This window comes from Winogradskyella litoriviva, from assembly GCF_013249065.1.
Classification (GTDB): Bacteria; Bacteroidota; Bacteroidia; order Flavobacteriales; family Flavobacteriaceae; genus Winogradskyella; species Winogradskyella litoriviva.
This window is the reverse complement of the sequence record NZ_JABRWQ010000002.1, coordinates 224,958-248,907: the sequence shown is the minus strand read 5'-3', so window position 1 is coordinate 248,907 and position 23,950 is coordinate 224,958. Positions and strand designations below refer to the sequence as shown.

25 protein-coding genes are annotated in these 23,950 nt (G+C 31.3%); 10 read left to right on the top strand and 15 right to left on the bottom strand.

What is annotated here, in order from left to right; genetic code table 11:
* Positions 1-103 precede the first annotated feature (103 nt).
* The 3 genes from HNV10_RS05080 (at position 104) to HNV10_RS05070 (ending at position 1,062) form a co-directional block, all read left to right on the top strand.
* Positions 104-409 (top strand): hypothetical protein, encoded by a 306-nt coding sequence (locus HNV10_RS05080; protein WP_157362084.1) that lies wholly within the window; start codon positions 104-106, stop codon positions 407-409.
* 17 nt (positions 410-426) lie between these two features.
* Positions 427-636 (top strand): YgaP family membrane protein, encoded by a 210-nt coding sequence (locus tag HNV10_RS05075; RefSeq protein ID WP_173300271.1) that lies wholly within the window; start codon positions 427-429, stop codon positions 634-636.
* Between the two features lie 63 nt (positions 637-699).
* The gene (locus HNV10_RS05070; RefSeq protein WP_173300270.1) at positions 700-1,062 is read left to right on the top strand and encodes a DUF4870 domain-containing protein; all 363 of its coding nucleotides are present in this window, start codon (positions 700-702) and stop codon (positions 1,060-1,062) included.
* An 80-nt stretch (positions 1,063-1,142) separates the two neighbouring features.
* Here the strand turns inward: HNV10_RS05070 and dnaN are convergent, their stop codons facing one another.
* The 6 genes from dnaN to HNV10_RS05040 all read right to left on the bottom strand — a co-directional run bounded on the left by dnaN (position 1,143) and on the right by HNV10_RS05040 (position 6,828).
* Entirely contained in the window at positions 1,143-2,261 is a 1,119-nt protein-coding gene (dnaN, locus tag HNV10_RS05065) for a DNA polymerase III subunit beta (RefSeq protein ID WP_173300269.1), read from the bottom strand.
* Positions 2,262-2,481: 220 nt separating this feature from the next.
* On the bottom strand, positions 2,482-4,152 hold the full coding sequence (gldG, locus tag HNV10_RS05060; protein WP_173300268.1) for a gliding motility-associated ABC transporter substrate-binding protein GldG: 1,671 nt from the start codon (positions 4,150-4,152) through the stop codon (positions 2,482-2,484).
* Positions 4,139-4,636, bottom strand: a complete 498-nt coding sequence (locus HNV10_RS05055; RefSeq protein ID WP_173300267.1) for a hypothetical protein — start codon at positions 4,634-4,636, stop codon at positions 4,139-4,141. Before HNV10_RS05055 ends, gldG begins: the two co-directional genes overlap by 14 nt.
* A gap of 1 nt (position 4,637) precedes the next feature.
* Complete coding sequence (gene gldF, locus HNV10_RS05050) at positions 4,638-5,360, bottom strand: gliding motility-associated ABC transporter permease subunit GldF (protein ID WP_173300266.1); 723 nt, start codon at positions 5,358-5,360, stop codon at positions 4,638-4,640.
* A 331-nt stretch (positions 5,361-5,691) separates the two neighbouring features.
* Positions 5,692-5,988 (bottom strand): putative quinol monooxygenase, encoded by a 297-nt coding sequence (locus HNV10_RS05045; RefSeq protein WP_173300265.1) that lies wholly within the window; start codon positions 5,986-5,988, stop codon positions 5,692-5,694.
* A gap of 3 nt (positions 5,989-5,991) precedes the next feature.
* Positions 5,992-6,828 (bottom strand): SAM hydrolase/SAM-dependent halogenase family protein, encoded by an 837-nt coding sequence (locus tag HNV10_RS05040; RefSeq protein ID WP_173300264.1) that lies wholly within the window; start codon positions 6,826-6,828, stop codon positions 5,992-5,994.
* 120 nt (positions 6,829-6,948) lie between these two features.
* Between HNV10_RS05040 and HNV10_RS05035 the strand changes: the two genes are divergently transcribed.
* The 3 genes from HNV10_RS05035 (at position 6,949) to HNV10_RS05025 (ending at position 9,708) form a co-directional block, all read left to right on the top strand.
* Complete coding sequence (locus HNV10_RS05035; protein WP_173300263.1) at positions 6,949-7,902, top strand: PhoH family protein; 954 nt, start codon at positions 6,949-6,951, stop codon at positions 7,900-7,902.
* Positions 7,903-8,073: 171 nt separating this feature from the next.
* Entirely contained in the window at positions 8,074-9,021 is a 948-nt protein-coding gene (locus tag HNV10_RS05030) for a phosphoribosylaminoimidazolesuccinocarboxamide synthase (protein WP_173300262.1), read from the top strand.
* A 372-nt stretch (positions 9,022-9,393) separates the two neighbouring features.
* The gene (locus tag HNV10_RS05025; protein ID WP_394353346.1) at positions 9,394-9,708 is read left to right on the top strand and encodes a GIY-YIG nuclease family protein; all 315 of its coding nucleotides are present in this window, start codon (positions 9,394-9,396) and stop codon (positions 9,706-9,708) included.
* Positions 9,709-9,896: 188 nt separating this feature from the next.
* Here HNV10_RS05025 and HNV10_RS05020 read toward each other — a convergent pair whose 3' ends face one another.
* From HNV10_RS05020 to HNV10_RS05005, 4 genes are all read right to left on the bottom strand, one after another.
* Positions 9,897-10,655 carry a DUF6048 family protein gene (locus HNV10_RS05020; RefSeq protein WP_241695459.1) on the bottom strand — a complete coding sequence of 253 codons (759 nt, stop codon included), beginning with the start codon at positions 10,653-10,655 and terminating at the stop codon, positions 9,897-9,899.
* The gene (locus HNV10_RS05015; protein ID WP_173300260.1) at positions 10,621-11,244 is read right to left on the bottom strand and encodes a DUF6452 family protein; all 624 of its coding nucleotides are present in this window, start codon (positions 11,242-11,244) and stop codon (positions 10,621-10,623) included. The genes HNV10_RS05020 and HNV10_RS05015 overlap by 35 nt, the downstream gene beginning before the upstream one ends.
* Positions 11,245-12,699 (bottom strand): 23S rRNA (uracil(1939)-C(5))-methyltransferase RlmD, encoded by a 1,455-nt coding sequence (gene rlmD, locus HNV10_RS05010; protein WP_173300259.1) that lies wholly within the window; start codon positions 12,697-12,699, stop codon positions 11,245-11,247.
* A gap of 141 nt (positions 12,700-12,840) precedes the next feature.
* Complete coding sequence (locus HNV10_RS05005; RefSeq protein ID WP_173300258.1) at positions 12,841-14,007, bottom strand: mechanosensitive ion channel; 1,167 nt, start codon at positions 14,005-14,007, stop codon at positions 12,841-12,843.
* Between the two features lie 401 nt (positions 14,008-14,408).
* Between HNV10_RS05005 and rocD the strand changes: the two genes are divergently transcribed.
* Positions 14,409-15,689 (top strand): ornithine--oxo-acid transaminase, encoded by a 1,281-nt coding sequence (gene rocD / locus HNV10_RS05000; protein ID WP_173300257.1) that lies wholly within the window; start codon positions 14,409-14,411, stop codon positions 15,687-15,689.
* A gap of 88 nt (positions 15,690-15,777) precedes the next feature.
* Here rocD and HNV10_RS04995 read toward each other — a convergent pair whose 3' ends face one another.
* Both HNV10_RS04995 and HNV10_RS04990 read right to left on the bottom strand, forming a co-directional pair.
* A complete protein-coding gene (locus tag HNV10_RS04995; RefSeq protein ID WP_173300256.1) occupies positions 15,778-16,125 on the bottom strand; it encodes a CCC motif membrane protein in 348 nt (115 codons plus the stop codon).
* Between the two features lie 2 nt (positions 16,126-16,127).
* Entirely contained in the window at positions 16,128-16,433 is a 306-nt protein-coding gene (locus HNV10_RS04990; RefSeq protein ID WP_173300255.1) for a DUF2752 domain-containing protein, read from the bottom strand.
* A gap of 91 nt (positions 16,434-16,524) precedes the next feature.
* Here HNV10_RS04990 and HNV10_RS04985 point away from each other — a divergent pair, with 91 nt between their 5' ends.
* Both HNV10_RS04985 and HNV10_RS04980 read left to right on the top strand, forming a co-directional pair.
* A complete protein-coding gene (locus tag HNV10_RS04985; RefSeq protein ID WP_173300254.1) occupies positions 16,525-16,740 on the top strand; it encodes a hypothetical protein in 216 nt (71 codons plus the stop codon).
* Positions 16,730-17,287 carry a Smr/MutS family protein gene (locus HNV10_RS04980; RefSeq protein WP_173300253.1) on the top strand — a complete coding sequence of 186 codons (558 nt, stop codon included), beginning with the start codon at positions 16,730-16,732 and terminating at the stop codon, positions 17,285-17,287. Before HNV10_RS04985 ends, HNV10_RS04980 begins: the two co-directional genes overlap by 11 nt.
* Here the strand turns inward: HNV10_RS04980 and HNV10_RS04975 are convergent.
* Entirely contained in the window at positions 17,284-18,309 is a 1,026-nt protein-coding gene (locus HNV10_RS04975) for a hypothetical protein (RefSeq protein WP_173300252.1), read from the bottom strand. The genes HNV10_RS04980 and HNV10_RS04975 overlap by 4 nt on opposite strands.
* A gap of 64 nt (positions 18,310-18,373) precedes the next feature.
* Between HNV10_RS04975 and HNV10_RS04970 the strand changes: the two genes are divergently transcribed.
* Positions 18,374-19,519: a cysteine desulfurase family protein gene (locus tag HNV10_RS04970; RefSeq protein ID WP_173300251.1), complete on the top strand. Its 1,146-nt coding sequence runs from the start codon at positions 18,374-18,376 to the stop codon at positions 19,517-19,519.
* 3 nt (positions 19,520-19,522) lie between these two features.
* On the opposite strand, the gene HNV10_RS04965 is transcribed toward HNV10_RS04970, so the two are convergent.
* A complete protein-coding gene (locus HNV10_RS04965; protein WP_173300250.1) occupies positions 19,523-21,943 on the bottom strand; it encodes a TonB-dependent receptor in 2,421 nt (806 codons plus the stop codon).
* Positions 21,944-22,132: 189 nt separating this feature from the next.
* Positions 22,133-23,821: a M23 family metallopeptidase gene (locus HNV10_RS04960; protein WP_173300249.1), complete on the bottom strand. Its 1,689-nt coding sequence runs from the start codon at positions 23,819-23,821 to the stop codon at positions 22,133-22,135.
* Positions 23,822-23,950 lie beyond the last annotated feature (129 nt).

The following is a 23,950-nucleotide window of genomic DNA, read 5'->3' as shown; positions in this document are numbered from 1 at the left end:
TCGAGTTTTTCCTGCAAGGTTTCCAAAACCTTGCAGGTATGAAAGATTGAAAACTAAACCAGCATGGTTGGTAAAACTTGCAGGTTGTATAAAATAGAAACATATGAAATTAGTCATAGTTACAGCAGTAGAGCAATATCAAAAAGAAGTTTTAAAACTTTTTAAAAAGGCAGATATTGAAAACTTTAGTAGTTCTGAAATTGATGGACATAAAAATAGTTCGTCTTTATTAATGGCTTCTAATTGGTTTCCTGCAGAAAAAGGAGGAAATGAATCTAGTATGTTCTTTTCATTTACTGATGAAGAGCGCATTGATGCCTTGTTTGAAGCTATAAAAGAATTTAATAAAAATTTAGAAACTAACAATCCTATAAAGGCGATTGTAGTTCCTATTGAAAAATTTGTATAAATTAAAAAATAATTAAAATGTTAAATACATATTTTAGAGTAATTGTGGGTTTTATGGTGCTATTAAGCGTTGTTTTAACCGTATATGTTAATCCAAATTGGATGTGGTTTACTGTATTTATTGGCTTAAATTTAATTCAGTCTGCATTTACAAAATGGTGCTTATTAGAGACAATTTTGATGAAATTAGGAGTGAAAAAAGAGGATGGAAGTTGTTCTTCGTGTTAATTTGAATATCACTTTGTAACATTTTTATTCAATTTGCGTCCTATTAGTGTAAAATCATTAATCATGGAATCAAATTATCACACGCTTAAACGCACAGACAATCAATTATTAGTCATTACGCATTTATCGCAATTACTAACTTATGCTACAGTTTTTGGAGGTTTAATTGCTCCATTAATTCTTTGGGTAACTCAAAAAGAACATGTAGAAGGTATGGATGCTCATGGTAAAGCTATATTGAATTTTCAAATAAGTATGTTTGTCTATTCCATATTAAGTATACCTCTAATATTTGCATTAGGACTAGGCATTTTAACCTTGATACTTATAGGAATATTGGTGTTTGTGATGCCAATTATAAATGCCATTAAAGCTAGTAATGGCGAATTACCAAGCTATCCATTGTCTATTAATTTTATTAGTTAGATATTAAAAGAAATGGAATTTAAAAGGCTCACCAATTGGTGAGCCTTTTTTAGTTGAATTAATTAATTCGCAAGAATCGCTTAATTGTTGAGCATTACAGGCATAACTAGCATAGTTACAAACTCGCCTTCATCTAAACCATCAATTGGTGTTAAGATACCAGCTCTATTTGGTAAACTCATTTCTAATTGTACGTTATCTGAGTTTAAATTATTAATCATTTCTGTTAAGAAACGTGAGTTAAAACCAATTTGCATATCATCGCCTTGGTAATCACACGTTAAACGTTCTTCAGCTTTGTTAGAGTAATCGATATCTTCAGCTGAAATATTTAATTCTGCACCAGCAATTTTAAGTCTAATTTGGTGTGTGGTTTTATTAGAGAAAATACTAACACGACGTACAGAATTTAAAAACTGTGTTCTGTCTATTACTAATTTGTTTGGATTTTCCTTAGGTATTACAGCTTCGTAATTAGGGTATTTACCATCAATTAAACGACAAATCAATACCGAATTTTCAAAAGTAAATTTTGCATTAGATTCGTTGTATTCCACTAAAACATCGTCATCACTTCCTGCTAAAATTCCTTTTAAAAGATTTAAAGGTTTTTTAGGCATAATGAATTCTGCCGTTTCTGTTGCACTCACATCATTTCTAGTATATTTAACTAATTTGTGAGCATCTGTAGCTACAAACGTTAAGTTATCTTGAGAAAACTGAAAGAACACGCCACTCATTACAGGTCTTAAATCATCATTACCAGCAGCAAAAATAGTTTTGCTAATAGCCGTTGCTAAAATATCTCCCATTATGGTCGTAGTGCTGGCATCTTCAATTGAAACCGCATTTGGAAATTCTGCACCATCAGCATAAGCTAGCGCATATTTACCATGGTTAGAACTTATTTCTACTGTATTGTTTTCTTCAACAACAAATGTTAATGGTTGTTCAGGAAATGTTTTTAATGTATCTAAAAGTAATCTTGCTGGTAATGCAATGCTTCCTTCAGAATCACTTTCAACATCAATAGTAGCAGACATTGTAGTTTCTAAATCACTCGCTGATATCGTTAACTTTGATTGGCTAAGTTCAAATAAGAAATTATCTAAAATTGGAAGTGTATTACTGTTATTTATAACACCTCCTAATACCTGAAGTTGTTTTAATAAATAAGTGCTTGAAACAATAAATTTCATGTGTTTTTTTATTAATGGTTTTTATTGGTCACATGTAACATCTTTAAGGGATTTAGAGAAATAAATTAGCCCTTTTAATTAGATGCTTCATACTAAATAATGGTGTTTTATACTTTTAATTCGTCTTACAAATATATCTTAATACAAGGGTTTAATAAAAGAAACTTATTAACAAAATAGACTTAAGAATACACAATTTGTAATTTAATTGTATTATTTTTTAGGATGTGTATTTACGCTTTCGTAAATAATTAAAAAGAAATCCAAATATGCCTAATAAAATAAGAGGTAAAGCAATATTTATAAATTTCCATGTTCCTTTATTGTCTTTTACTTTATCTGATGCTAAAAAAGCTACACTTATTTCTTTTGCTCTAAGGTTTATAAGTCCTGTGTCGTCTAAAAGATAATTCACCGTGTTTAGCAGAAATTCTTTGTTTCCAAAAGATTTTCCGGTAAATTGATCAAACCCTAATTCTAAAGGTCTGTTTTTTATGACTTCATTTTTTACAACATTACCGTCAGATATAATAACCATTTTAGTTGTAACGCTTTTCTCTTTATAATTTTTAACCTTAAAAGGTAATACACGTTTGTCGTAAACAGAAGAAAATTCTCCTTCTAATAATACAGCTAAGTTTTGTGGTCCTAAGTTATAAGATGCTTCGTCTGGTGCTTGTGTTACGTTATCTAAAGAAATGGTTGTTGGTGCACCTTCTGTTTTTGATTTAGGTGAACTTTGTAGTAATATCGTTTTTTTAATTCCATTTTTTAAGGTGTCAATAGGGCTAGCAAAATCAAATTTTACCAAGTTTAAATTTTTAGTAATAGGATGATTTGGGTTAGAGGCAGCTAATGGTGAATATTGCCACTGAATGGGTTGCATTTGTGCCTGACTACCTTCTCCAATAGATAACATAATAGGAGCAGAGTATAAGTCTTTTACTAATGTAGGATTAACACGAACACCATATTTAAAGAAGAAATCATTCAACTTTAAATCGCGCATAATAGAAACACCAGTTCCTGTAGCATTGTATAGGCTATCTTTATCCATAACTACAGATTCTGTAAGCCAAAGACTTTTTCCTCCATTCATAGTGTACTGGTCCAAAACAAGCTTTTCATTTTCAGAAAATGCATCGCTTGGTTTTGCAGATATTATTAAATCATATGTCTTTAATTTGTCTAAAGTGCCTTGAGGATTTGTAGTAACACTATCTAATGTAAATTGAGCTAAATTGTAATATGGCTTAATGGTTTTTAGAAAATCTGCAATGTAAATGTCACCTAATTGCCCATTACCTTTTAGTATAGCAACCTTTTTTTCTTTTGCCTTAACCAGTTTACTAAACCCATCGGCAAATGCATATTCTAAGGACTGAACAGAATTATTTATTTGTTCTGGTAATCCAAGGGTAATGCTTCGTTTTAGAAGTGGAATTTTTAAAGTTTGGTCTTTGTAGCTCGCAAAAGCCCACGGAAAAATAATGTCTTGTGTTACTTTACCTGTACTATTATCTGTATTTATATAAGGTTCTAATCCTGCATTTGTGAGTTCTTCTATATATTGTTGTCGTGTAGCTTCGTCTTTAACTGGATCTATATAATTAACAAATATTTGGTTAGATTCTAGTTGAAATTCTTCTACCATTTGTTTTACTTCCGTTTGAAGTAGTCTAAATTCTGAAGGAAAATCACCTTCTAAAAACACATCGATAATCAAAGGAGAATCTAAATCACTTATTAATGATTTTGAAGCATCTGAAAGCGTGTAGCGATGGTCTTTAGTAAGATCAAATCGATGATAAACAGAACTCGATATTGCATTAACAATAACAAGCCCTACAACAATTGCGATAATATATAGTATAGATTTATTCTTTTTCATTCTCGAAGGTTATTTCTTCTTGATAAGGTTTTACGGCAACAACTTTATCATCTTTAAAAGTTATTTCAACACAATCTTTTTGGTCGTTAAAAGCACCTGGTTCTATGCCAAGTCCGTAATTCCATTTATCAGAATCATGTGCTTTTTTTTCATCATCCCAAGTAAGCCATTCGGCTTCTCCTAGAAGTGTTGTTATTTTTTCTTTTGATGACCCAATTAATGTGTCAGTCTCAATAGTATTGTCAATCATTTCGTATCGTAAAGCTGGTTTTTCAATCCAAGCTTCACTGTTAAAATATTTTTGATGATGATAATTACTAATAATATTTAAAAACGGATAAAACATAAAGAAAAACACAAAAGGTGTTAATACCAAACTGATTATAGCAGTTAGCCATTTGCGATTATCTACAGTTTTTAAAAATAAAAATAGTAGAACAAAAACAACGATTAAAAATATAATGAGTAAAGGTGTAATTATCATGTTATTGTTTTTGAATTCTAAGTTTTGTAAATAGTAAGAAGGCTAAAGCAATACTTATAAAGTAGACCAAATCTCTTGTGTCAATAACACCACGACTCATACTATTGTAATGTGCAGACATTCCGAGATTTTCCATATAAACAAGATTGTTAAAGAGGTTGTAGTTAGATACACCTTCAAAACCAAAGTAGAAAAAGAAACAGATAAAAACAGCAATTATAAAGGCCACAATTTGATTGTCTGACAACGTAGAAGCAAATACACCAATGGCAGTGTAAGCACCAATTAAAAACAACAATCCAAAATACGACCCAATTGTACTTCCCATGTCTAAGTTGCCTTCTGGATTTCCTAGCTGAGAAACAGTGTAAACATATAATAAAGTAGGAACCAAAGCCATTAAAATCAAAATAAAAGCACCAAAATACTTTCCTAATACGATTTGAAAATGCGAAATAGGTTTAGTAACTAATAACTCTAAAGTGCCTTGTTTTTTCTCATCGCTAAAACTACGCATCGTTACTGCTGGTACAAGGAAAATAAGAATCCAAGGAGCCAATAAAAAGAAGGAAGATAAACTGGCTAAACCATTATCTAAAATATTGAATTCGCCTTTAAAAACCCAAAGAAATAGACCGTTGAGTAATAAAAATACACCAATAACTAAATAGCCTATTGGTGAGGCGAAGAAGGTGTTTATTTCTTTTTTAAGTATTGCTAACATTGATTAAATGACTAATTAATTAAAACAAATATAGTAGCTATTATGTGCATAACTAATATCCACTTCATATATTTTGGTTTATTATAGAATATAATCCCGTAAGTAGGTATTTGTATAAGAGCTAAAAAATATATAAAGTTATTTATGCTATTTATAAAATTTACAACTAAGTAAGCATAAGGAAAGATTATTTTAGCGGGAATAGTTGTTCCATGGCCAGCTCCAATAGTTATGATACTAATTAAGCATAAAGCCACTGTTAACACAAAAATATTGGCTGCTTGTATAAAAAGGTCATTCCGACTTAATGATTTGTTTTTCGTCATAGTTATCATTTCAAACTTGCCAATTTATGCACACTCCAAGCTTCAGGTTTTCCGTTAAACAAAGGTTTTGTTTTAGACCAAACCGCTTTAAATAAATTAGAATTTCTGTAATTATTTAAAGCATCTTCAGAGTCCCAATAACTATACGTGAAAAAGATGTTGGTGTTATTTTTGTCTCTATATAGCTCTAAAAATTGGCAACCTTCAAAAGTTCTAATCTTATCTTTTACAATTTCAAAATTAGCTAAGAATTCGTCAATTTTAAAAGGGTCAAAACTCAGTTTTACAATTCTTACTAACAAAATCTAGGCATTTAAAAAATTAATAGTTACCGTATCCATATTTTTCAAACCCATTAAGGTAGAAGCGCCTCCTACGGTTGTACAATTACTTTTATAAACAGCAATTTCAATGTAACCAGAAGAATTAAAAACAACCAGTCCTTTACCATCAACATTGCGTTTAGATTCTTCAATTTCAAAATCAATTATATCGCTAAATCTATTATAGATTTTTTCAAATTTATGATTTCTTGCAAAAACTTGGTAAGCTCTTCCTTTTTGTATCTGTTCAAAAAATTTACGTTTAATATTGGTAACTACATTTCCGTAATTATCAATATATATAACACTGCCAATAATTTGGTTCTGCTCGTCATTAATAAACGGAATTAAATTCTTAATAGGCTTTATAGTGTTAATAACTTTTCCGATTACTTCTAAAGTTCCACCTCTAGCAATATGGCAAGCTACCTTTACAAAAATATCTAGAACCGGGAAATTGGTCTCAACTCTGTCGTGGATATTAATTTCTACAAGTTTCTCTGGTACAATTTCGGTACATATCATACTCATAATTCCATTATTAGCGCATATAAAGTAATGATCATCTAGTTTTACTGCAATATGCTTGTTTTCAGGGCTTAACTCAGAATCTATACCAATTAAATGTATTGTTCCTTTAGGAAAACTACTATAAGCATTTTGTATAATATATGCCGCTTCAGAAATATTAAATGGTGAAATGGAATGCGAAATGTCAACAATATTTATCTCCTCAAGTTCACTAAAAATAGCGCCTTTTATGGCACCAACAAAGTGGTCTTTTTCTCCAAAATCAGTCGTTAAAGTGATTATTGCCATGGATTGATTGTTGATATTTTTTTGAAATTTATGATTGTAAAATTATTAGCTTTGTGTGTACGCAACTATGTACAAAATTAAGAAAAGAAAACAGATTAACGCACTAAATAAAGCACGCTTTTGAACGAACTTATACTAGAACTCGAAGAAATTACTCCAAAAGAATTCTTCGGTGCGCAAAATGCAAATATTGCATTACTTAAAAAGTATTTTCCAAAACTAAAAATTGTAGCCAGAGGTAATAAAATAAAAGCCTATGGTGATGAAGATTTACTCGAAGAGTTTGATCGTAGAATGACTATGCTAATTAAACATTTTGCTAAATACAATAAGTTAGATGAAAATGTTATAGAGCGTGTTTTAACCAGTCAGAGTAGTGATGATTATACCACATCTACCAAAAGCGGAGAAGTTATTGTGCATGGTGTTGGCGGAAAACTCATTAAAGCCCAAACTGCCAATCAACGAAAGTTGGTAGAAAGTATGCGTAAAAATGATATGGTTTTTGCAATTGGTCCTGCAGGTACAGGTAAAACCTATACTGGTGTTGCTTTAGCAGTACAAGCATTAAAGAATAAAGAAGTAAAGCGAATAATATTAACACGACCTGCTGTAGAGGCAGGTGAGAATCTTGGATTTTTGCCAGGCGATTTAAAAGAAAAATTAGATCCATACATGCAACCATTATATGATGCATTGCGAGACATGTTTCCGGCAGAAAAGTTAGATAATTATATAGAAAAAGGTGTTATTCAAATTGCACCATTAGCCTTTATGCGTGGTCGTACATTAGACAATGCCTTTGTTATTTTAGACGAAGGGCAGAACACCACACATGCCCAAATGAAGATGTTTTTAACACGTATGGGAAAAAATGCTAAGTTTCTTTTAACAGGCGATCCAGGACAAGTAGACTTGCCTCGTCGTTCTATTTCTGGGTTAAAAGAAGCACTTTTGGTGCTAAAAGATGTTGAAGGTATTGGGATGATTTATTTAGATGATAAAGATGTTATTCGTCATAAATTAGTTAAGAAAGTCATAGCAGCCTATAAAAGTATTGAAAATAGAGATTAATTTTTTAAGAAGCTATTTCCAGCTTTCCGCTATATCTTTTTATTTACTGACTTCTACTTCGTTCAGTCAATAAACAAAAAGGATGACGCTGCAATCTGGGCTAGGGCTTTACCATAAATTAAAAATCAAAACAAACAACTAGCTAAAACCCATTAGCTAAAAGCAGTAAAAATGAATAATACTATAATAGACACCAATTTCAATTTTCCTAATCAAAAAAGTTTTTATAAAGGAAAAGTCAGAGCCGTTTATAATATTAACGATGAGCAATTAGTAATGGTTGCCACAGACCGTTTAAGTGCTTTTGATGTAGTAATGCCAAAAGGAATTCCGTACAAAGGGCAAATTCTAAACCAAATTGCAACCAAAATGATGAAAGAAACTGAAGATTTGGTGCCAAATTGGTTAGTGGCAACACCAGATCCTAATGTTGCTGTTGGTCATTTGTGCGAGCCTTTTAAAGTAGAAATGGTTATAAGAGGTTATATGTCTGGCCATGCAGCAAGAGAGTATAAAGCTGGTAAACGCGTGCTTTGTGGAGTGCCAATGCCAGAAGAGATGAAGGAAAACGACAAGTTTCCAAATCCCATTATCACACCAGCTACAAAAGCAGAAATGGGTGATCATGATGAAGATATTTCTAGAGAAGATATTATAAAACGTGGTATAGTTTCAGAGGAAGATTATTTGGTGTTAGAAGATTATACAAAAAAACTTTTTCAAAGAGGAACAGAAATAGCAGCAGCAAGAGGATTAATTTTAGTAGATACTAAGTACGAGTTTGGTAAAACAAAAGAAGGTAAAATAGTATTGATAGATGAAATTCACACGCCAGATTCATCACGTTATTTCTATGCAGATGGTTACCAAGAACGTCAAGATAAAGGTGAGCCTCAAAAGCAATTGTCAAAAGAGTTTGTAAGACAGTGGCTAATTGCTAATGATTTTCAAGGTTTAGAAGGGCAAACAGTACCTTTTATGAGTGATGAATATATAGAATCCGTAAGCGAGCGTTATATAGAATTATATGAAAACATCACAGGCGATAAATTTGTAAAAGCAGATGTTTCAGATATTCAGAGTAGAATAGAAGCTAATGTTTTAGAGTATTTAAAGTAGAGAAGTTTAGTCTTATCGAATGATAGTGAGATACAGCATAATAGTTTTAGTTGATAATTATTGAATTATTGGTAGAATGTGATTTCTCGTCGCTCATTCTTCGCTATGTTGAAATGACAAAACTTAGTCATATCGAGCGCTAGTGAGATATCACATAGCGTTTTTTGTTGATAATTGTTGATTTATTAGTGGTATGCGATTTCTCGTCGCTCATGCTTCGCTCTGTCGAAATGACGAGTACGTAATATCAAACGATAGTGAGATATCGTATCATCCTCAAAAGTTGAGTATTAATTTCAATTTAATCAGAATTTATTTAGGATGTCAAATTTATTGCAATAGCTTAAACATCTCATAAGTAATGTTTTAAAAGTGGTATATTTAAAAATGCTACAAAATTATTTTGTTTATATCCTAACCAATCAATACAGAACGACGCTTTATATAGGTATTACTAATAATTTACAAAAAAGATTAGATCAACATTATTTTGATAGTCAAAATGCAAAAAAGTCTTTTGCAGGCAAGTATAATTGTATTTATCTTATTTATTACGAGGGATTTGATTCTTCAACAATTGCAATAGCGAGAGAGAAAGAATTAAAAAAATGGCGAAGAGAGAAAAAGAACAATTTAATATCTGAATTTAATCCAAAATGGGAAACTTTAAATAATGAAGTTATTTAAGATTTGTTATTGGTTTATTAGTATTCTGTGATTTCTCGTCACTCATTCTTCGCCCTGTCGAAATGACGAGTACGTCATATCGAACGATAGTGAGATATCACATAGCGGTTTTTGTTGATAATTGTTGACTTATTAGGAGTACGTGATTTCTCGTCGTTCATGCTTCACTCTGTCCAAATGACATTCAGTTATTCCTCAATCTCTTTTTCTTGGATTACTACTTTATCTTTCTTAAAAATAGGAACTAAGTAAGATAAGTTAAATCCAAAACCACCACCAAAAGCACTACTATCATAAGTTCTGTTATAACCAGGAATATAGAGATTCTCGTAATTATTAATCTCTTTATCAGTAATTAAAATTTTTAATTGAAAATTGATTCCAGCAAAAAAGTTATTGAAAAGTTCAGCTTTTAAGCCTATTTGAAGTTCGGTCCAAAGTGCCGTAAGACCAGAAAATTCTTCACCTTCGGTAACTGTATATGGATTATTCCAGTATTGGTTATACACGTCATAAACCGTATAATTATTCAAAGTCTGACTAAATGTACTTGCGCCAATTCTAAAACCTGCGTAAATCATGTTCTCCATGTCTAGCCAGTTTTTATAGAAGTTCATATCAATTCCACCTTTAAAATAACTTCCTTTGGTAGTATTGTTAATATAATCAGTTTCGAGTGTTTTTTCTTCGTTTCCAATTTCTCCTGCAATATAAATGCGTTTGGTAAGACGATAATCTCCCATTATTTCAAAACCAGAATAATCATCCTCAAAATAGGTGCGAGCTAATTTACTAATATCAGCACCAAGTCTTAGTCCGTACTTTTGTTTGTAAATTAAAGTATCGTTAACTGTTTTATTCTTTTCTTGCGCATAAGCCATTGTAGAAAACAATAGCACTATTATTAGGCTGCTAATGATAGATACGTAAATGTGTTGTGTTTTCATTTTCTACTGTACTTTCAATACTTTCTTCAATAATTATATTAGCAATCCAAGAATCACTATCAACGGCTGCATCTCTGGAAATTCCTAAATTTGTAAAGGTACTTTTATAACCACATGCTCTAGATACATAAACCAATTCTGTATTATATCTAATTTCTAAAACTTCGAGACTAGATTCTCCAGTTCCATCAAGTCTTAAATTGGTGTTTTTCTCTAAAATATAACGTGTTGTAATAAAATTTTCTCCTTCTGGTAAGTCGCCTATTTTTAATGGTAAAGCTATTTTGTCAGTGTTTATGTTAAAGACATAAGAAGGTTCATCATCTATCTCTTCAGCCTCGTTATAAACTGCTATAATACTGTCAGATGATTCGGTTGGTGGTGTGGTAACTCCATTTTCATCTGTAAAAATCCCTTCTCCATAAACCGTTAGTTTAGGTACGTCTTTTAAATCATCTGGATTATCCGTGTCGTAGAATCCAATAATTAAACGAGGTGTTGTAGATGTTGTGTAGGCACAAATATCATCGCGCTCACAATTTATAAGTGAAATAGCAATAAATAAAATGATGAATTTGATGTTTTTCATTTAATTTTTTTCAAATAAAACAACCGTTTCAATATGAGCCGTATGCGGAAATTGGTCAACTAAACTTAACTTTTTAATAGTATAACCTGCATCCATCAACTGCTCAGTATCTCTTGCTTGGGTTGCCGGATTACAAGATACATAAACCAAACGTTCTGCCTTTAGGTTTATTATTTTTTTAAGAGTTTTTGGTGCAATGCCAGCTCTTGCCGGATCTAAAATAATGGTTCTTATTTTGTTGGTGTATTCAGGATGTTCTGTTAAAAATTTACCAACATCTGCGGCATAAAACTTTAAGCCTTCAATATTATTGCGTTTTGCATTTTCTTTAGCATCTTCTATAGCTGCTGCAACAATATCTACACCTACAATTTTTGTGTTTTTAGCCTTGTTGGCTATGATTTGCCCAATGGTTCCGGTTCCACAGAATAAATCTAAAACAACTGTATTGTCAACGGCTTCCTTATTTTCTAAAGCATAATCGACCACTTTAGTATATAGTTTTTCAGCACACTTTGGGTTGGTTTGAAAAAAGCTTTTCATGCTAATTTCAAAATTTAAATCTAATAATTCTTCTACAATTTTGTCTTCACCATAAACTAAAGAAATTGTTCCTGTTGTTGCAATAGTTCTATCTCCTGTTTCATCATTTATAGTATGCAATAATCCCGCAACACGATCACCAAATAATTCTACTAAATAATTAGCAAATTTATCTAAATCAAATTGTGGTAAATCGTATGATGTTGTTACTAAATTAAATAATAACTGGTTGGTTTTATAAGATTTTCTAACAACAAAATAGCGAAAGAAACCTTCGCGTTTAGGAGGATGCCAAGGTGCTAAACCAGTTTTTACACAATAAGCTTTAATGTCTTTTAGATGATTTTCAAATTCGGCATCAAATAAACCAGAATCTTTTTTAAGATCATCACCACACCACCAAGTACCACGTTTTTTAAATCCAAGTGTAAATTCGTCTACATCAGTTTTTTTCTCATGATCATATCCAATGGCAGAAAAACCGTATTCCATTTTATTTCGGTAATGAAACGTATTTGGTGAGGTTACAAATTCATCAAACTTGTCTTCTATATCTACAACTTTCCCAATACGCTTAAACAATTCTAAAGTACTTTGTTTTTTGTATTGGTGTTGTTTTTCAATAGGTAAATTAATATATGGTGCACCTGGTATACTTTGGTAAGGCATGTCAACTTCATCTTCTGATGGTTTCAATACTTCAAAAAGTTTTCCTTCTGCATATTTTTTACTACTTTTTTTAATTTGAGTTTTTACCAATTGACCAGGTAATGTATTTGGTACAAAAACAACAAATTCGCCATGCTCATTTCTTATGCGACCAATGCCTTTGCCACCAAAGGCATAGTCTTCTATTAAGATGTCTATGATTTGTCCGCGTTTTACAAATTTGTTTCGTTCTCTTCTTGGCATTTCTTATATTAATTAAGCTGCAAAGATAGTTGCAATTTTGCGAATAGTAAAGTTGAAAATGATGCTAATAATTTTGAGTTTAATGTAAAGAAAAAACGGCTTAGATTTCTCTAAGCCGTTTTAAATAATTAAGGGTAAAAATTAGTTCTTATTAAACTTTTCTAAGATTTTTCCCATTTGTTTTCCGGCAGCTTCGCGACCACCAAGTCCAAATGATAAAACTACTGTTAGAGCCACGGTTCCTAGTGTTATACCAAAAGCAAGGTTTACTATTTCGTCTGCAATTCCCATAGAGCGTAAACCAATTGCTAAAAAGATAGCGATAATGCTAATTTTTACAATAGAGACAACAAAAGGATTATTCTTGCTATTTAATGCTTTATTAAATAGGTTAGAAATCACTAAACCTAAACCAATAATTACAATGCCGAATAATATTTTACCAGCATATGCTAAAACAGTATCAATAATTTCTGTGAGTTGTGTGAATTCTAATTTTTCGAAAGCCGTAAGCATACCAAATACAACAATTAGAGCATAAGCAATGTTAGATATCAGTTTTGCTACGCTTTTAGTGCCAACATATTCGGTCATATTCATTTTTGCAACCAAGCCATCTACATTAAGACTTTGTAATAATTCTTTTAAAAGTTGAGCTACAAAACGACCAACAAAAACAAATACTAAAATGATAATAGTTGCTACTAATATTCTAGGGATAGCTTCAAAAAATGAGCTTAACATTGTTGTGGCAGGTTCAGAAATCGCCTTCATATCTAAAATATGAAATGCAGAAATCAATAAAGGAATAAATATGAATATAAATACAACCTTCTTTAAAATTGAAACCACATTGATGTTTTCTGGCAATTTTAGTTTTGGCGTAAATTTCTGAATAGTATCACCAGATAATTCTACTAGTTCAGAAACAATTGTTGCTAACATATAACCAATATAAGCTACTAAACCAGCACCTATTATATTAGGAATGTAATCTGTAAATCCGTTAAGTAAGTTTTTTACAGGATCTAGTACATCAGTTAATCCTAATTTTCCTAACGCTAGCATAAACACAAAAATCATCACCAAAAAGTAAAGTAGTTTGCCAATAAATGATGATAGTTTGAGTTTTGAGTTTTTTAGTTTGTCATCAATACCAGTTTTTTTAATAAGTTTTGTAGTCATTCGTTTTACAAAACCGGCAATAAACCAACCGATAATTAGTATTAAAATTGCTGCAATTACACCAGATAAGCTTTCTCCAAATGATGCTGTTAAGTTGTTAAATAATTCTGTTAAATAGTCCATGGGTTAATTAAAGTTGAATAGTTAATGATTTATATTTGAGACACTTAAAAATTTTAAAAGACACATGGATGCGTCTGTTTTTTACGAAATCTCAACTTTTAAAATCGTGGTAGCAAGTGTAATTATAACTGCTCCATAGGAATTGATTTTTTTTGAAAAAAAAGTTATATATCTTAAAAATTGATGTTAAAAAATAAGAACTAATTTATTTTTGAAGACTATAATTTAGTAATTTGCGATCTCTAGGGATGATTTCTTTCCCACGCTGAATTTTCGACTTCTCGAAAGGATAAAGGTAGATAAGGAACTCGTTAAGCGAGATTTAATTATTAATGTTTGCATTGTGTAACATTGTTAAACGATGCCTTCTAAAGAGGCATAAACCTTAAATTATTTTTAAAATGGCTGTTTTAGACCAAGTAACATCGCAACAAGCGATAGATTTAGAAAACAAGTATGGTGCACACAATTACCATCCACTACCTGTAGTATTGAGTAGAGGAGAAGGTGTCTTTGTTTGGGATGTAGAAGGAAAGAAGTATTACGATTTTCTCTCTGCGTACTCTGCAGTAAACCAAGGACATTGTCATCCAAAAATTGTTGGTGCAATGACTGAGCAAGCAAAAACCTTAACCTTAACATCGAGAGCATTTTATAATGACATGTTAGGTAAGTTTGAAAAATATGCTACTGAGACCTTTCATTTCGACAAACTGTTACCAATGAATACAGGAGCTGAAGCTGTAGAAACGGCTTTAAAACTTTGTAGAAAATGGGCTTATGAGGTAAAAGGCATTGATGAGAATGAAGCTGAAATTGTAGTTTGTGAAAATAACTTCCACGGAAGAACAACGACTATTATTTCGTTTAGTAATGACCCTGTTGCTCGTAAAAACTTTGGACCATACACTAATGGTTTTATTAAAATTGAATACGATAATTTAGAAGCTTTAGAGGATACTTTAAAAGCTAATTCTAATGTTGCAGGTTTCTTAGTAGAACCAATTCAAGGTGAAGCAGGCGTTTACGTGCCAAGCGAAGGTTATTTAGCCAAAGCAAAAGCTTTATGTGAAAAATATAATGTTTTATTTATTGCAGACGAAGTACAAACTGGTATTGCAAGAACAGGTCGTTTATTGGCAACATGTGGTAACTGTAGCTGTGCAGATAAGCATTGTTCTGGCACACCAGAAGTTAAAGCTGATATTTTAATTTTAGGTAAAGCCTTATCTGGAGGAGCATATCCTGTGTCTGCTGTTTTAGCAAATAATGATATTATGGATGTTATTAAACCAGGAAACCACGGAAGTACATTTGGAGGAAATCCTGTTGCTGCTGCAATTGGTATAGCTGCATTAGAGGTTATAAAAGATGAAGAATTAGCAAATAACGCACAAGAATTAGGGGAATTATTTAGAGCAGAATTATCTAAATTTATTGAAACAAGTTCTATTGTAAATAGCGTAAGAGGAAAAGGTTTATTAAACGCCATTTTAATTAATGACACAGAAGAAAGTGATACCGCCTGGAATATCTGTCTTAAATTAAGAGATAATGGATTGCTAGCAAAGCCAACGCACGGAAATATTATTCGTTTTGCACCACCTTTAGTGATGACAAAAGAGCAATTATTAGATTGTGTTTCAATTATAACAAAGACTTTAAAAGCGTTTGAAATATAATTCTGAGTAGAATTAAATCATAAAAAAAAGAAGCGATTTTTAATTAAGAAAATCGCTTCTTTTTGTTATAAATAAAATGAATTTTTTGTTATTCGGTGGCAGCCTCTTCCATACCTTTTTGATAACCTTGCATAAATTCATTAATCATTTCTTGTCTTGCTTCCCATCCACCAGTTGATAGATCGTAAATATTATACAATAAGGTAATTCCACAGATAATAGTAACAACTAATGCTATTATTTTAGCAGTATTCATTGCTTTTACGCTCGCAGGTTCATAGTCATCTGGACTAACACTGGCTTTTTTCAATCCACTTTGAGCTATAAAAAAAGCTGGTGCAGAAAGTAGAATACCTAGTCCTCCAAAACAGCAGCATAAAAGACCAATAATTGACAAAACGTATACGATAGCAGGATTTAGTTTTTGTTGTTCCATAGTTAAGTTTGTTTAAAATAAAGTTTGATTAGAAAGTTTCCAACGATAATGGTAACATTAGATATTGCTAATATAAATATAATTTTATTGCTGTTTTTGAAATTCTTAAAACTGTTTACAATTAAAAAACCAAAAAAGACTATTAAAGTGTAAATAGCAGGATACATAAAAAAGGCATCAATAAGTCTGCCTTCAAAAATTAAAGCAATAGAACGTTGTATACCACAACCCATACACTCAAAGCCTAAAATCTTTTTGTTTAAGCAAGGCAACATATAATCGTCTATTCCTTTTGCAACTATTAGCATGTTGCTAAAGTAAGAATTTGCTATTTATTACCGTAATTGCGTATAATATTTTTCTAAACCTTATTTTTGTAGCTCAATTAATTTAACCATTATGAATTTATCTAGAACTCTCAATTTTTTATGCATTTTAGTTGGTGGCTTAGTAGCGTTTTATGCACAAGCACAACAAAATCAAAATGCTTATATATTAATTGGAGGAATTGCTTTATTAATATTTGGGGTTTATAGAACGTCTAGAAATATACCAAGTAAATTAGATAATGAAGATGAAACTTTTTTGAAAACTGAAAAAGAAGATGAAGTTTAAAGTAGGCGATACAGTTGAAACAATTGATGATGATATATTAGGAATTATAACTCAGATTTCTGAAGATATCATTACTGTAGAAGATAATGATGGTTTTGCGTTACAGTTTGAAGCGCATGAAATAATGCTATCCTCAACAGGTAACACTTTAGAAAATGCGGTTTATAATACTGACTTTGATTTGGTGAAAAAAGAAAAAGAATCTAAAAAACGAAAGTCGGCACCAACCGTAAAACCTAAGGAACGAAATGCACCAAAGTTTGAGGTAGATTTACATATTCATCATTTAACAAAATCAACAAGAGGCATGTCTAATTTTGATATGCTTAATCTTCAGTTGGATACAGCAAGGGGACAATTAGAATTTGCCATACGTAAACGCATACCTAAAATAGTATTTATCCATGGAAAAGGCGAAGGTGTTCTTAAGCAAGAGTTAGAGACACTATTTAGTCGTTATAACAATGTAAGGTTTTACGACGCAGATTATAAAACTTACGGGTTAGGAGCTACGGAAGTTAGAATACTTCAAAATGTAGATTCTTAATCTTCGTCTTCATCTTCTGGTTCGTTAGTGATGTCAAATGAGTTTTCAAAATCTCCAAAATCAATATAGTCTGTGCTAATAATTGTAAAACCTGCGTTTTCTATAATAAAACTTGTTGTTACTGATCTTGTATAAATATTATAGATAAATCCTGTGTCATCAAATTCTTCATTAGCGTTAATAACGCCATCATTGTAATTATATAAATAACGATAAACATCAATACCTAATGTATCTGTAATTTTATTAGCAAGATTTCTGGGGTCTTTACCATCTTCACTTAAATCTTCTAGTCTGGTATCTACACCATCACCATCGTCATCTTCATCTAAATAATCATAATCACCATCACCATCAGTATCTAATGGATTGGTTGTTGGGTCATCATCACCATCAGAATTATCAATTTCATATATGGTTAAAACATTATCATTGTCGTCATCTTGGTCAAGGTAATCAGGTATGCCGTCTTCATCCCAATCTTGAGATTGATTGTAAATACCATTTTCATCTGGCTCACCAGCTATACCTTCATATTCGTTAGGTATGCCATCATTGTCATCATCTACAACAGTTGCAGTAACTTTAACAGTTCCGCTTGGTGCTGGGTAATTTTCTATAACAACAAGGTCGTCAGGAGGTATTACCTCACATAATTCGCCACTTTCAATAGCTCTACTATAAGATCTATAAATAAATTGAGTGTCACCACCATCAGTAATTGTTAATTCTGTTGGTGATCCAACCATAGTTGGTTTTGTAAATAGTAATTCATTAGTGTCATCACGTTCAATAATAAGTAATAACGCTTCATTTGGGTTTTCTCGGGTATCATATATCACATAAGAATCGATGTCGTTTTCACAACGTTCTAATTCGCCTTCAAAATCCAGGTCAATAGATAAAATATCACCATCATCACAAGTAGTTAAAAACACTAAACAAAAGATTATAAAAAAACGACGTATCATAGATTCAATTTTAAACAAAAATAAAAGATTTGTAAAGTTATAACGCTTCATTAATTAAATAATTTTATTTATAATATTTTTGTGATTAACTCAGGTTAAACTATTCCCCAAAATAATGAAGCAAGTATACTTAGATAATGCAGCAACTACCGCTATACGACCAAAAGTTATTGAGCGTATGACAAAAGTTTTACAAGATAACTACGGTAATGCATCGTCAACGCATAGTTTTGGACGTTCGTCTAAAGCGCTTTTAGAGCAATGTAGAAAAAATATAGCATCATATTTTAATGTGTCTGCCTCAGAAATAGTTTTTACATCAGGAGGAACAGAAGCAGATAATTTAGCTTTACGTAGTGCAGTTAGAGATTTAGGTTATAATGAGATTATTACCTCAAGAATTGAACATCACGCGGTTTTACATACTGCTGAACAATTACAAAAGGAATATGATATTAAAATTACTTATGTAGATATTGATTCATGTGGACTTATAAAATATTCGCATTTAGAAGAATTATTACAATCGAGTAATAAAGCGGTTGTAAGTTTAATGCATGTTAATAATGAAGTTGGTAATATTTTGGACTTAGAGCGTGTAGCAGTGTTATGCAAGTCTAATAATGCTTTATTCCATACAGATACAGTACAATCGGTTGGTCATTATAAAATTGATTTACAAACAATACCTATAGATTTTTTAGCAGCAAGTGCGCATAAGTTTCATGGACCTAAAGGTGTAGGGTTTTGTTTTATAAGAAAAGAATCTGGCCTTAAACCCTTAATTTTTGGTGGTGAGCAAGAGCGAGGTTATAGAGCTGGTACAGAATCTATACATAACATTGTTGGTATGGATGAAGCATTAAAAATTGCATACACTAATCTTGAAGATGAAAAAGCATATGTGGTTGGCTTAAAAGATTATTTTATAGAACAAATAAAAACGCATTTACCAAAGGTGAGTTTTAACGGAAATTGTTTAGATTACAATTTTAGTACTTACACACTTGTTAATGTGTGTTTGCCAATTCCGCCAAAAAAAACAGCTATGTTGCAATTTCAACTAGATTTAAAAGGAATTGCTTGTTCTAGGGGAAGTGCTTGCCAAAGCGGAAGTAGCCAACAATCGCATGTGTTAACTGAAATTTTAAATGACGATAAGTTAAAACAACCTTCAGTTAGGTTTTCTTTTAGTATTTATAATACTAAAGAGGAGATAGATTATGTTGTTAAAACGTTAAATGAATTTGCTCGTTCTTAAGCCTTAAAATCTGGCTGACAATCTTAAATTAAATACACGAGGTGTTAAGTAGTTTGGTATAGCATATTGACTCTTGCTGTAAACGTCCCTCACCCAAGTATTTGTTATGGAATTTTGATTATCAAACATGTTATAAATTTCAAAACCAAGAGACAATTCTTTTACTGATTTTTTCCACTTTGCATCGTAAGTTCTTTCTGGATTTACTATTTGATATGAAATACCTAAATCAGCTCTTCTATAGTCTCTTAACCTAATTTGATAATCATAAGGGTCTGCATAACTTGGAGAACCTCCAGGAACACCTGTGTTGTATACCAAATTTAGGTACATTTTTAAATCTGGCATATTGGGTACATAGTCTTGAAACAAAGCACCAAATTTTAAACGCTGATCTGTTGGTCTTGCAATATAGCCTCTATTATCAATATTTTCTTCGGTTTTTAGATATCCAAAACTAAACCAAGATTCAGTGCCAGGTACAAACTCACCATTAAGTCTAAAGTCTAATCCATAAGCATAAGCTTTTGCATTGTTATTTGCACTATATCGAACTCTTACGTTTTCTAAGGTATAAGGATTTACATCAGTTAAACCTTTATAATAACCTTCTATAACCAGTTTAAAAGGTCTGTCCCAAATTTCAAAACTCTGCTCGTGTCCTAAAACGACATGATATGATTGTTGAGCCTTTACATTTGGCTTAACAGTACCAGTAGAATCTCTTAATTCTCTATAAAAAGGAGGTTGGTAATACAAACCACCAGCAACTCTAAATAGTACATCTTTTTCCCAATTTGGTTTAATTGCAAATTGAGCTCTTGGACTAAAAACGGTTTGTGTTTTACCAGATACACCTTCGCCACTTACAGACCAACTGTGTGCTCTAATACCAGCATTATAAAAAACTTCATGTCCATTCCAGTCTGTATTTTTACTGTATTGACCAAAAGCTTGGAATCTATTTATAGTAATTCTATTTAAAGCTCTAATATTTTCAAAAGCATTTAATGGGCCAGAAAACGATTCGTAAGGTTGGTAATTAGGTTGGCTAAAACGTGGTGGTCTAATTGAAAAACCTGCGGAATCAATAATTTCGTATTCAACAAGTCTATCTCTAATATCTTCATTGGTGTATTTAGCAGACCATTCAATTGTAGTTTCTTCATCAATTTTGTAATCACCTCTGTGTTCTGCATTAACAATAAATGCATCTAAATCATTACGAGCATGTGTTAATTGCGAGCCAATACCTTCACTAAACTCTACTTCTCCTAAATTTTCATCTCCAATATTTGTATTTACTTCGCCTAATCGGTATTGTGCTAAAATATCGAAATATTCTTGTTCTGTAGTGTGATAGGCAGAGCCTATTAATTTTAAAGTTAAATCTTCATTTACAAAATAATTGGCTTTTAAAGCACCAAAATAAGTTTGGTATTGGTCTTTTTCTTGTCCTTCGTAAAAAACTAAAAGAGCTACTGGATCGGTTAATGTACCAAAATTAGTCTGCCTGTTTTCTGGTTGAAAGTTGTATTTGTTTAATGAAATATTACCAAGAAAGTTTAAATGAAATTTACTCGAAAAACGATAAGTTAAAAATGTTTGAGCATCAGCAAAAACAGGTTCTACATTCCCTTCGGTTTCTAAACTATTTAATAACAAGCTGTTATCTCTGTATCTAACACCTGCGATACCTGAAAATTTTCCATCTTTAGAAATGGTTTCTGCAGCAAGACTTCCGCCGAGTAAACTTAAATCTGCCCTAATGCCAAAATCAACAGGATTACGATAGGTGATATCTAAAACAGAAGATAATTTGTCTCCATATTTAGCTTGAAATCCACCAGCAGAAAAGTCAACATTATGAACTAAATCTGTATTTACAAAACTTAATCCTTCTTGGTTACCAGATCGAATTAAGAAAGGTCTGTACACTTCAATTTCATTAACATAGACTAGGTTTTCGTCAAAATTTCCTCCTCTTACTGAGTATTGTGTACTTAATTCATTAGAAACATTAACACCAGGTAAAGTTTTTAAAATATTTTCTACACCAGGTTGTGCACCTTTAATTGTTCTTAACATTTGAGGTGAAATAGAGGTGACACCTTCGGTTTTTAATCTTGTATTAGTGTTTATAACAACTGTAGAGATTTGTTCTACTTCTAAAAGCATAATAGGATTAAACTCTAACTCTTGTCCGTTTTTTAAATTGAATTTCTGTTCGACACGTTCATGAGAAATATGTGTAAATACAACTGTAACTTCAACACCAAATGGTATTTTTAATTCGTAGAACCCATTGCTATTGGTTGCAGTACCTTCTCCTGTACTTGCTTTAATATTAACGTTTTCAATAGGTGTATTGCCTTCATCTAAAATTACACCTCTTACAATTGCAGACTGCGAAAAAGAAAGCATACCAACAAGTAGGCTAATTAGGACTATAAAATGTAAGCGTTTCAAATGTTCTGTTTTTCTATGTTAGTTAGAATTAGGTTTTTAAATTAAATTGTAATAAAAAGCCTATATCAATGCTTAATATTTGTTAGCAACTATTTGAAAGTGTGTTCTTTAGTTTAGAAGCAAAACGGTCTTAAGTCTATTTTTTTATTTCCTATAAAATATAGCTTCAAATGTAGAACTATTTCCTACATTATCTGTTACAATTATTTTTAATTCGTTCTTTGTGTCTTTAACGATGTTATCATTAAAATCGTGTGTTAATGTGTTTGTTTTATAATCATATTCCATTAAAATCCAATGACCATTTACAGTGGCTCTATATTTGCTAATTCCAGATAAGTCGTCTGTTATTTTTACTTTTAAATATCTGTATTTGCTCAGCCACTTTTTATTCTGAAAATTAACAGGTTTTATTGTTGGTGATACTGTATCCATTGCTAAAGTATAAATGCCTAGTTTTTTAGATTTAGCACTTAAAATATTACCCTTTCTGGTGGTTGTAACATAACTTGGTTTTTTATAGTATCCATATAAATTGGCAATAAAAATCTTGTCGAGATGCTCAGATTTGTAATTGCTTAAATCATAATTAATATAAAAATTCTTTTGAAGTGGTATGTTGTCTTTGTGAAGAAAAAGTGTGTCAGAACTGACTTTAAAGTCTAAGTATTCATCATCGTACAATGTGTTTTCATAGAAATTTACCGTAACTAAACCAGAGTTTAATTTGGTTGTTTTATCACTATAAACTAATGTTTTATCAGATAAATCTATAATACTATCTTGTTTTGCAATTTGTGGTTTACCTTTTATGGGTATTGTAACCCAAGTTTCATTATTATGGTAATCTCTAATTCTTATTTTATATACTGTTGAGGTGCTGTCTTCAACTAAAACATATCCTTTATCTTGTACATTTTTGAACATACTTAAAGGATTATTTGGTTCAACAAATAGTTTTTGAATTCTAGATTTTTTAGACTTAAAATAGTTATAGTCAACAAACCTTTTTATGTGCTTGGTTTCGTCAAAACTAAAACGTTTAAAGTCTATTTCAAAATTCTTATTACCATTATATATGGTTTGTATGTTACTTACGCCATTATTGTTAGGTGCTAAATCTTGCTTGTCGTAAGAGGTTATTCCAAAGCCTATTTCTCCAATAGCTGATACTTCTTCTACAGTGTAATCACCAGTGTTTTGAGGAATTAAACGTAATTGTGTACGTTCATTTTTTCCGTTGATAACAGCATTTTTGTTTTTAGGATATGCAAATACTGCTGAGACATATGGTTGTTTTGAATCTTTTACTTCTAAACCAAACAGAAGAGGATTCATTGGTCTTTCTTGGTTGTCTCTAATTTCAAAATGAAGATGAGGTCCACCAGAACTACCTGTATTACCAGAGTATGCAATTACCTCATTTGGTTTAATAAACAATTCTTCTGCGTGTGGAAAAACTTCAACCTCATAATTTTCCTTATCGTATTGGCATTGTTTAATGTAATCTTCTAATCGTTCAGATAATTTTTGAAGATGTCCGTAGACCGTTGTGTAACCATTAGGATGCGTAATATAAATGGCTTTTCCGTAGCCATAATGAGAAATTTTTATTCGACTTATATAACCTTCTGCTGCAGCATAAACCTTTAGGCCAACTTTCCTTTTTGTTTTTATATCTAAACCTCCATGAAAATGTGTTGAACGTAATTCTGCAAACGTTCCGGCAAGAACAATTGGTATATCTAACGGATTTCTAAAATAATCTTGAGGGTATTCATTCTGCCCATAAATAGAACAAGAAAATAAGAAAAAAAGAAGAATTTGTTTCATGTTAATCACTAGATCAGCTAAAATATTAATTTGATAACGAATTACAAATGTTAAAAGTGTATTATTTTAAATAGCCGTACACATTATGCCAAAAATGAAATTAAGATTAATGAAGTCTTTAATTGATAA